General features: G+C 68.8%; 7 protein-coding genes. 5 read left to right on the forward strand and 2 right to left on the reverse strand.

Translation table 11 applies throughout. The features are described from left to right. Positions 1-58: 58 nt before the first annotated feature. Positions 59-2,236, reverse strand: a complete 2,178-nt coding sequence (locus QRO93_RS02410; protein WP_180879573.1) for a primosomal protein N' — start codon at positions 2,234-2,236, stop codon at positions 59-61. Positions 2,237-2,648: 412 nt separating this feature from the next. Between QRO93_RS02410 and QRO93_RS02415 the strand changes: the two genes are divergently transcribed. The 4 genes from QRO93_RS02415 to sppA all read left to right on the forward strand — a co-directional run bounded on the left by QRO93_RS02415 (position 2,649) and on the right by sppA (position 7,824). Then, positions 2,649-3,653: a hypothetical protein gene (locus QRO93_RS02415; protein ID WP_180879569.1), complete on the forward strand. Its 1,005-nt coding sequence runs from the start codon at positions 2,649-2,651 to the stop codon at positions 3,651-3,653. Beyond that, positions 3,646-4,221: a DUF3106 domain-containing protein gene (locus QRO93_RS02420; protein ID WP_180879571.1), complete on the forward strand. Its 576-nt coding sequence runs from the start codon at positions 3,646-3,648 to the stop codon at positions 4,219-4,221. The genes QRO93_RS02415 and QRO93_RS02420 overlap by 8 nt, the downstream gene beginning before the upstream one ends. 199 nt (positions 4,222-4,420) lie before the next feature. After that, positions 4,421-5,785: an MATE family efflux transporter gene (locus tag QRO93_RS02425; protein ID WP_049456854.1), complete on the forward strand. Its 1,365-nt coding sequence runs from the start codon at positions 4,421-4,423 to the stop codon at positions 5,783-5,785. A gap of 116 nt (positions 5,786-5,901) precedes the next feature. Then, a complete protein-coding gene (gene sppA, locus QRO93_RS02430) occupies positions 5,902-7,824 on the forward strand; it encodes a signal peptide peptidase SppA (protein ID WP_040006996.1) in 1,923 nt (640 codons plus the stop codon). 104 nt (positions 7,825-7,928) lie between these two features. Here sppA and QRO93_RS02435 read toward each other — a convergent pair whose 3' ends face one another. Continuing rightward, complete coding sequence (locus tag QRO93_RS02435) at positions 7,929-8,141, reverse strand: hypothetical protein (protein WP_053450912.1); 213 nt, start codon at positions 8,139-8,141, stop codon at positions 7,929-7,931. A 111-nt stretch (positions 8,142-8,252) separates the two neighbouring features. Here QRO93_RS02435 and QRO93_RS02440 point away from each other — a divergent pair, with 111 nt between their 5' ends. Beyond that, complete coding sequence (locus QRO93_RS02440; protein WP_008267396.1) at positions 8,253-9,029, forward strand: SDR family oxidoreductase; 777 nt, start codon at positions 8,253-8,255, stop codon at positions 9,027-9,029. The last annotated feature ends 50 nt before the right edge of the window (positions 9,030-9,079 follow it).

The following is a 9,079-nucleotide window of genomic DNA, read 5'->3' on the forward strand; positions in this document are numbered from 1 at the left end:
GCTTCTGGCGCACGGCAGCCGAGCAAGCTCGACGCTACGCAGTACCGGTTGCCAGACCTCAATACAGATCGGTCGGATCCACATCCAGCGACCAGCGCACCTTGCGCGCTTCCGGTAGCGCATACAGCTGCGGCACCAGCTGCGCCAGCACGCTGTGCAGTGGCGGCCGCTGCAGTGCCGACAGCAGCAGCTGCGTGCGCTGGTAACCGGCACGGCGCGGCATCGGTGCCGGCATCGGCCCGTAGGCCTCCACCACGTTCTGCTCGCCAAGCAGCTGCCGCGCCGCCAGCAGGAAGGCGTTGGCGTGCTCGACCTGCTGCGCTTCCGCGCGCATCAACGCCAGGTGCGCGAAGGGCGGGAACCCGGCGGCCTGGCGCTGGTTCAATTCGGCCTGCGCGAACGGGTGGTAGCCACCGTTCACCAGGGTCTCCAGCAACGGATGCCCGGGATGATGGGTCTGCAGCCAGACCTCGCCCGGGTCGCGTGCGCGGCCGGCGCGGCCGGCCACCTGGATCAACTGCTGCGCCAGTTTCTCGCTGGCACGGAAGTCGGCCGAGAACAGGCCCTCATCGATGCCCACCACCACCACCAGGGTCAGCTTGGGCAGGTCGTGGCCCTTGGCCAGGATCTGCGTGCCGACCAGGATGCCGGGCCGGTCGCCCAGCTTCGCCAGCTGCTGTTCCAACGCATCGCGGCGCGAGGTGGTGCCACGGTCGATGCGCACCACCGGGAAATCGGCGAAGGCCGCAGTGAGATGTTCTTCCAGGCGTTCGGTGCCGATACCCTGCGGTTGCAGCGCCAGGCTGCCGCAGGCCGGGCATGCCAACGGTGCCGGCTGCCGTGCACCGCAGTGATGGCACTGCAGGCGCCGGCCACCGCCATGCACGGTCATCGGTGCATCGCAGCGGTTGCACGGCGCGGTCCAGCCACAGTCGTGGCACAGCAGCACCGGCGCATAGCCGCGGCGGTTCTTGAACACCAGCACCTGCTGGCCACGCTGCAGGTGCTCGCCGATGCCGGCCAGCACATCGGCCGATAGGCCGTCATGCAGCGGTCGCTTGCGCACATCCAGAATGCGTACGCGCGGTGGCCGTGCATCGCCGGCGCGCTGCTTCAGGCGCAGGTGGGTGTAGCGCCCGGCATAGGCGTTGTGCAGCGTTTCCAGCGAGGGCGTGGCGCTGCCCAGCAAGATCGGAATGCCCAGTGCTTTGGCCCGCACCAGGGCGAAATCGCGCGCGTGGTAGCGGATGCCGTCCTGCTGCTTGTAGCTGCCGTCGTGTTCCTCGTCGACGATCAGCAGGCCGGCCTGCGGCAGCGGTGTGAACACCGCCGAACGCGTGCCGACGATCACCCGTGCCTCGCCGCGCGAAGCGGCGGCCCAGACGCGCGCGCGCTCGTTGTCGTTCAAACCCGAATGCAGTGCGTGCACGGCAATGCCGAGGCGGCCGCGGAACCGCGCCAGGGTCTGCGGGGTCAGGCCGATTTCCGGCACCAGCACCAGCGCCTGCCGGCCCTGTGCCAGGCAATGGATGATCGCCTGCAGGTAGACCTCGGTCTTGCCACTGCCGGTTACGCCATCCAGCAGGAACGGCTGGAAGCCGTCGGCCGCGTTGATCGCGGCCACGGCCTCGGCCTGGTCCGGATTGAGCGTGGGGCCGGGCAGCGGCTGCGCGTGCTGCGGGGCCACGCTCAGCGCAACGCGCTCGGCCAGCTCGCGCTTGGCCAGGCTGCGTGCGGCGGTGCGCCAGTCGTCCATGCGCTCGCCCAGTACGTCTTCATCCACCACGGCCTCGGCCAGCAGCTCGGCCAACTGGCGGGGGCGGCTGCCGGCGCGCAGTTTTTCACGCTGGGCGCGGCCTTCGTGGGTCAGCTGCCAACCCCAGTGATGGGTCTCGGGCAGGGCCTCGCCATGGCGCAGGGGGCCGGGCAGGGCGGTGCTGAGGACCTCGCCCAGCGGTGCGTGGGTGTAACGCGCCAGCCACTGCAGGCTCTGCCACAGCTCGCCCTGCAGCAGCGCTTGCGGGTCACACCAGGCCAGCGCCTGGCGTAGTCCCTGGCCGTCGTCGGCCTGGCCGTGGCCGACCACCACGCCGACCAGCTCGCGGTTGCCGAAGGGCACCTTCACGCGGCAGCCGACCACCACGGCAGGGGCGTCGCCCTCCGGCGACAGGTAGTCGAACAGGCGCGGCAGCGGGACGGGCAGGGCGACCTGCAGGGTCGGAATCGGTGAAAGCATCGGGCCAGTGTAACGGGCCATGCGCGCACGGATGGCGCGGCCGGGGGCACTGGAGCGACGGCGGTTGAATCATAAATGTCACCTAAATATCGGTGTCCATTGGAGATTCAGTCTTATCCACATGTTCTGTGGATAACGTTGTGCGTTACCGGTCGGCGGGCGCGCAGGAGGCCGATGGCGACGGCCTCATGCCTGGGTTGGTCAAAAAATCGCCACATGAGAAAGGCAATTTAAATCAATAAGTTATGTGTGAAACATTGCTGAAACAGAGTGGATTCAGCTGGATGCCCCAGTTTTGCCCGAAGGGGGCGTGGTGCTGTGCACAACCTGCAGCACGAAGTGCCAGCGGGCGCAAGTCCTACGGGCGTCGATGGCCTGCCGCTATCATGCCGGCAGACCTTTGGAGTGACCGATGACGGCTGTGCCCGCCCCTGTTTCCTCGACCGCGGCCGGTGCGCTGTCGGCGTTCCTGCGTGGTGTTGAACGCCGTGCCCTGGTGGTGGCTGAACTGCAGTGCGGCGATGCCGCCCGCGCCGAGCAGACCCTGGTGGCGGTGATGCGCGCGTTTGCCGCGGTGGCCAGCGACCTGCCGATGGCACAGTGGCCGACCCGCTTCTGGACCCTGCTGGGCCAGCGCCAGGCATTGCGCGAGCCGGTGGGCGGCCAGTGGGCGCCGCCGTTGGCCGCACTGGGCGGGATGGACCCGCTGCCGCGCCTGGCCTTGTTGCTGCGGGTGGGCGGCAGCCTGGACGAAGGCATCGCCATGCGCGTGCTCGATCAGGACGAAGCGGGCTACCAGCACCTGCTGGCCAATGCCTGCCCGCGCGATGCGCATGGCCAGCCCGACGCGTCGGCCTGGCGCCAACTGGCCGAACAGGTGCAGCTGCGCATCCGCGACCTGCCGGCCAAGCGCCTGCAGCAGCTGCAGCAGCCGGCCGCACCGGCCGCCGCCAGCGATGCCCCGACCTCCAGCTGGCGCGCACCGCAGCGCGATGAGCGTGCGGCCGCCAATGGCAAGCGCCGCCGCCCGACTGCCAAGCCGCGCTGGCGCGGCCCGCTGATCCTGCTGCTGACCGTAGCGGTGCTGCTGGCGGCGGCGCTGGGCTGGCGCTACCTGCAGGGCCGTTCGTTCGGTGCCGCGGCACCGTTGCCGGAAGGCGTGGTCGGCGAGGCCGGCCCGGTCACGGTGGAGGCGTTGCCGCCGAGCACGGTCAATGCCGCGCCGGATACGACGCCTTCCCAGGCCGCAGACGACGCCACGATGCTGGCCGACCGCGACTACCCGCTGCTGGCCGATGCCGATCTGTATGCGTGGACCGCCGCGGGCGGTCCGTTGCCGGTGGACGAATCGCAATCCAGGCCGAGCCGGCCCGAGCCGGCCAGTGCCACGCTGGAAACCACCGCTGCCGATGAATAAGACCCTGTTCGCCAGCCTGCTGCTGGCCCTGCCGCTGTCGCTGTCCGCCGCACCGCAGACCTTGAATGTGCCCCTGCCTGCGCCGTCGCCTGGCGTTGAGGCGACAGCACCGGCCCCGGCCGCTGCGCCGTCGGCCTTCGCGCAGCTGGATGCAGCGCAGCAGCGCCAGCGACGTGCCGACTACGCCGCGTGGCGGGCGCTTCCGGAAGGCGAGCGTGAGCGCATCCGCCAGGCCGCGACGCGATTCAACGCGTTGCCGGCCGACCAGCAGCAGCGCCTGCGCCAGCAGTTCCAGGCGCAGGACCAGGCCTTCCGCGAAGGCTGGCGACTGGGCCCGCAGCTGGGCCTGGTATTCCCCAAGCTGCATGGCCTGTTCGGCTACGTGCCGCCGCAACAGCGCGAGGCCGCGCTGGCCGTGCTGCGCCAGCTCAGCCCGGCCCAGCTGGCACAGCTGGCCCTGGTCGCACAGCGCACGCCGCCGCAGGAACGCGACACGGTGCGCAGCGCCTTCCTGGCGGTGCCCGCCGCCGAGCGTGACACCTGGCTCAAGCGCCAGGCCGGACAGTAAAAAAGGGACGGAGGGGATTAAGTCGTATTCGGAACAATTGGGTCTGAAACGACTTAATCCCCTCCGTCCCCTTTTTGTGGCTGGAACCCAGCATTCACACCGTGTCATGGGAATGCGCGCGCTGCGCGCGTAAGATGACCGGCCGCAAACCCGGTGCCTGTGCCCTTCGCGCGCAACCGTAGTTCGCGTCAAGCACCTTATGTCTACTGCAACCTCCACGCCGCGCTTCAGCAAGGAAGTCGGCGCCACCGGTCTGCTCGCCCTGCCGCTTGTGCTGGGCCATGTCTCCACCGGCCTGATCTCCTTCGTCGACAACGTGATTGCCGGCCACCACGCCACCGCGACCCTGGCCGCGGTGACCATCGGCACCGCCCTGCTGTGGCTGCCGATGCTGATCCCGATCGGCACGCTGATCTCGCTCACCGCCTCGGTATCGCAGCTGCACGGCGCTGGCCGCGAGCGCGAGATCGGCCCGCTGTTCCGCCAGGCACTGTGGCTGGCACTGGGCCTGGGCCTGATCATGTTCACCTTCCTCACCGTGGTGCCGCCGCTGCTGCCGGCCTTCGGCATCGCACCGGACATCGTGCCGGGCGCGACCGCGTTCCTGCATGCGGTGCGCTGGGGCGGCCCGGCGCTGACCCTGTACTTCTGCATGCGCTACCTGAGCGAGGGCATGCACTGGACACTGCCGACCATGCTGCTTGGCTTCGGCGGCCTGCTGGTGCTGGCGCCGATGGGCTATGTGCTGGCCAACGGCAAGCTCGGTTTCCCGGAAATGGGTGCCGAAGGCCTGGGCATCGCTTCGGCGGTGATGATGTGGCTGCAGGCGATCGCCTTCGCTACCTACCTGTGGTTCACCAAGCGCTTCGCCCACCTGCAGCTGTTCTCGCACTTCGAAGGGCCGCGCTGGAAGGCGATCTGGGAACTGCTGCGCACCGGCCTGCCGATCGGTATCACCGTGCTGATGGAAGGTGGCCTGTTCATCGTCACCGCGCTGCTGATAGGCCGCCTGGGCGCCAACGAGGCGGCCGCGCACCAGATCGCGATCAACGTCGCGCAGCTGTGCTTCATGATTCCGATGGGCGTGGCCGAGGCCACTACCGTGCGCGTCGGCCATGCCGTCGGCCGTGGTGACGGCTTCGGTGTGCGGCGTGCGGCGTGGGCCGGTTACGCGATCATCATGGGCACGCAGACGCTGTCGGCGGCGGTGCTGCTGTTCGGCCACGATGCCATCGTCGGCGTGTACACCAACGATCTGGCGGTGGCCGGCCTGGCCTCGACCCTGCTGCTGTACGCGGCCACCTTCCAGTTCCCGGATGGCATCCAGGTGCTGTCGGCCGGCGCGTTGCGCGGCCTGAAGGACACCCGCGTACCGATGTTCATCGCCATGTTCGCGTACTGGGGCCTGGGCATGCCGCTTGGCGCCGGGCTCGGCCTGGGCCTGGGCATGGGCCCGCAGGGCATGTGGATCGGCCTGATCGTGGGCCTGACCGCGGCCGCCATCCTGATGGGCTGGCGCCTGCGCCGCAGCAGCCTGCGCATCGGCCAGTCCACCCTGTCCTGATCCTTCCTGCCCGCCATGCTGACCCATGGCGGGCGATCCCCTGACTTGTGTCCGATGCCGCATCACACGGCACCGGCTATGCTGGTACCACGGCAAGAAGCCATCCGGAGCGTTCCATGAATCAACCCGTGCCCCCGCTGCCCCCGGCGCGTCGCAATCCCGTCGCCAGCTTCTTCATCGGGCTGTGGGACGTCATGAATTTCACCCGCCGGTTGATCCTCAACCTGGTGTTCTTCGGCCTGCTGTTCCTGCTGCTGGTGATGTTCGTCATCGCTGCCGGCATGGGCGCCGGTGCCAGCAAATCGCTGCAGGACCGCACCACCCTGGTGATCGCGCCGGAAGGACGCCTGGTCGAGCAGTTCAGCGCCGATCCGGTCAGCCGCGCGCTGGCCAAGGCGGTGGGCGACAACGGTGCCGAGGAGATCCAGCTGCGCGACCTGCTGCGGGTGATCGAGTCGGCCAAGGAAGACAAGAAGATCGAGCGCGTGGTGCTGGAGCTGGACAAGCTGCAGCCGTCGGGCTTCGCCTCGCTGCGCGAAGTGGCGTCGGCGCTGCAGGACCTGCGCGCGTCCGGCAAGCAGCTGGTGGCCTACAGCGAGAGCATGGGCCAGTCGCAGTACCTGCTGGCCGCACAGGCCGACGAGGTCTACCTGGACCCGATGGGGTCGGTGGTGCTTGAGGGCCTGGGCCGCTACCGCCAGTACTTCCGCACCGGCCTGCAGGACAAGCTGGGCGTGGACGTGCATCTGTTCAAGGTGGGCGAGTACAAGTCCGCCGCCGAGCCGTACGTGCTCGACGCCGCCTCGCCGGCCTCCAAGGAGGCCGACCTGTTCTGGATGAACGACGTGTGGCAGCGCTACCTGGCCGACATCGCCAAGGCCCGCCGCCTGGATCCGGCCCAGCTGGCCGCCGGCATCGACACCTTGCCGGAGGGCATCGCCGCCGCCGGTGGCGACCTGGCCAAGTTCGCCCTGCAGCAGAAGCTGGTAACCGCGCTGAAGACCCGCGAGGAATTCGAGGATCTGATGATCGAGCGTGGCGTGGCCGATGACGATGCCGACGGCGGTTTCCGCAACGTCGACTTCGGGCGCTACCTGGCGCTGCTCGACGCTCGCCGCAACCCGGTGGACTCGCGTCCGCAGGTGGCGGTGGTAGTGGCCGAAGGCGAGATCAGCGGTGGCGACCTGCCGGCCGGCCGTATCGGCGGCGAGTCGACCTCCGCGCTGCTGCGCGCCGCGCGCGACGATGAGAACGTCAAGGCCGTGGTGCTGCGCGTCGATTCGCCGGGCGGTGAAGTGTTCGCCTCCGAGCAGATCCGCCGCGAAGTGGTGGCCCTGCAGGCGGCCGGCAAGCCGGTAGTGGTGTCGATGGGCGATCTGGCTGCGTCCGGTGGTTACTGGATCAGCATGAATGCCGACCGCATCTACGCTGATCCGTCGACCATCACCGGTTCGATCGGCATCTTCGGCATGGTGCCGAACTTCAGCCGCGCGCTGGACAAGATCGGCGTGCACACCGACGGCGTCGGCACCACCCGCTTTGCCGGTGCCTTCGACGTCACCCGTCCGATGGACCCGGCCGTCGGCCAGGTCATCCAGACGGTGATCAACAAGGGCTATGCCGACTTCACCGGCCGCGTCGCCGATGCGCGCAAGAAGCCGGTCGAGGCCGTCGACGAAGTGGCCCGTGGCCGCGTGTGGAGCGGTGCGCAGGCCAAGGAACGTGGCCTGGTCGATGCCTTCGGTGGCCTGAAGGATGCCGTGGCCGACGCCGCCAGCCGCGCCAAGCTGGGCAAGGCCGATGCCTACCGCGTGCGCTACATCGAGAAGGCGGCGACGCCGTTCGCGCAGTTCGTCAGCGGTTTCGCCGGCAGCCGCGCCGGTGCGTGGATGCTGTCCGACTCGGGCATGGCGCGGATGATGCTGGCCCGCACGATGCCGGAAGTGGACACGCAGTTGCGCTTCGTCGAGAACGCAGCCCGCGAGAAGGGCAACGGTGCGCCGGTGAAGGCGCTGGCGTACTGCTTCTGCGGGTTCTGATCGGAGCGCCTATCCACGCATGGCGTGGATCTACTGGCACGGCCACGCATGGCGTGGATCTACTGGAAACGCCCGGCTTCGGCCGGGCGTTTTCGTTTGCGGGGTTACTGCGTCGCCTCGGCTTCGGCCGTGCGTTCACGCGCAGCGGCATCGTCCACGGTTTTCTGCACGCCCTTGGCGCGGTCCAGCGGCTGGTTGATCGCGCGCGACATCGCCCGGGGTACCGGTGGCTTTTCCGGGTTCGGCGCCGGTGGGCGCTGGCAGCCCGCCAGCAGCACGGTGGCCAGCAGGGGCGAGGACAGGATCAACATGCGCATGGCGGCTCTCCGCGGTGGGCGTACGGGCAGTGTCGCACCCCCGGCAGGCAGCCGCCGTGAGCGCGTATCCTTGCGGCATCGAAACACAGCGGGCGCGGCCCCGGAGGACACATGACCCAGCAACGGTGGCGCCTGGATGGCCAGACCGCCCTGATCACCGGCGCCAGCGCCGGTATCGGCCTGGCGATCGCGCATGAACTGGCCGGCCTCGGTGCCGACCTGATGATCGTCGGCCGCGATATCGACATGCTGGAGACGGCACGCGACGAACTGCTGGACGTGTATCCGCAGCACCAGGTGCACGCGCTGGCTGCCGATGTCTCCGATGACGAGGACCGCCGCCAGATCCTGGACTGGGTGGAAGATCACAGCGATGGCCTGCATATCCTGGTCAACAATGCCGGTGGCAACGTCACCAAGGCGGCCACGGAATACTCCGAGGACGAATGGCGCCAGATCTTCGAGACCAACCTGTTCTCTGCGTTCGAGCTGTCGCGCTACGCGCATCCGCTGCTGGCCCGGCACGCGTCGTCGTCGATCGTCAATGTCGGCAGCGTGTCCGGCCTGACCCATGTGCGCAGTGGCGTGGTGTACGGCATGAGCAAGGCGGCGATGCACCAGATGACCCGCAACCTGGCCGTCGAGTGGGCCGAGGATGGCATCCGGGTCAATGCGGTGGCGCCGTGGTACATCCGTACGCGGCGCACGTCCGGTCCGCTGTCGGACCCGGATTACTACGAGGAAGTGATCAACCGCACGCCGATGCGCCGCATAGGCGAGCCGGAGGAAGTGGCCGCGGCCGTGGGCTTCCTGTGTCTGCCGGCAGCCAGCTATGTCACCGGCGAGTGCATCGCGGTGGATGGCGGTTTCCTGCGCTACGGGTTCTGATCGTTCGATGGCAGTGCCGGCCGCTGGCCGGCAACCTCAGGATCTTCAGA

The organism is Stenotrophomonas maltophilia group sp. Smal17 (assembly GCF_030237045.1).
GTDB lineage: Bacteria > Pseudomonadota > Gammaproteobacteria > Xanthomonadales > Xanthomonadaceae > Stenotrophomonas > Stenotrophomonas forensis.

Coding starts and splice junctions, on each gene's coding strand:
- QRO93_RS02425 (WP_049456854.1), top strand. CDS start 4,421: ATGTCTACTGCAACCTCCACGCCGCGCTTCAGCAAGGAAGTCGGCGCC.
- QRO93_RS02410 (WP_180879573.1), bottom strand. CDS start 2,236: ATGCTTTCACCGATTCCGACCCTGCAGGTCGCCCTGCCCGTCCCGCTG.
- QRO93_RS02435 (WP_053450912.1), bottom strand. CDS start 8,141: ATGCGCATGTTGATCCTGTCCTCGCCCCTGCTGGCCACCGTGCTGCTG.
- QRO93_RS02415 (WP_180879569.1), top strand. CDS start 2,649: ATGACGGCTGTGCCCGCCCCTGTTTCCTCGACCGCGGCCGGTGCGCTG.
- sppA (WP_040006996.1), top strand. CDS start 5,902: ATGAATCAACCCGTGCCCCCGCTGCCCCCGGCGCGTCGCAATCCCGTC.
- QRO93_RS02420 (WP_180879571.1), top strand. CDS start 3,646: ATGAATAAGACCCTGTTCGCCAGCCTGCTGCTGGCCCTGCCGCTGTCG.
- QRO93_RS02440 (WP_008267396.1), top strand. CDS start 8,253: ATGACCCAGCAACGGTGGCGCCTGGATGGCCAGACCGCCCTGATCACC.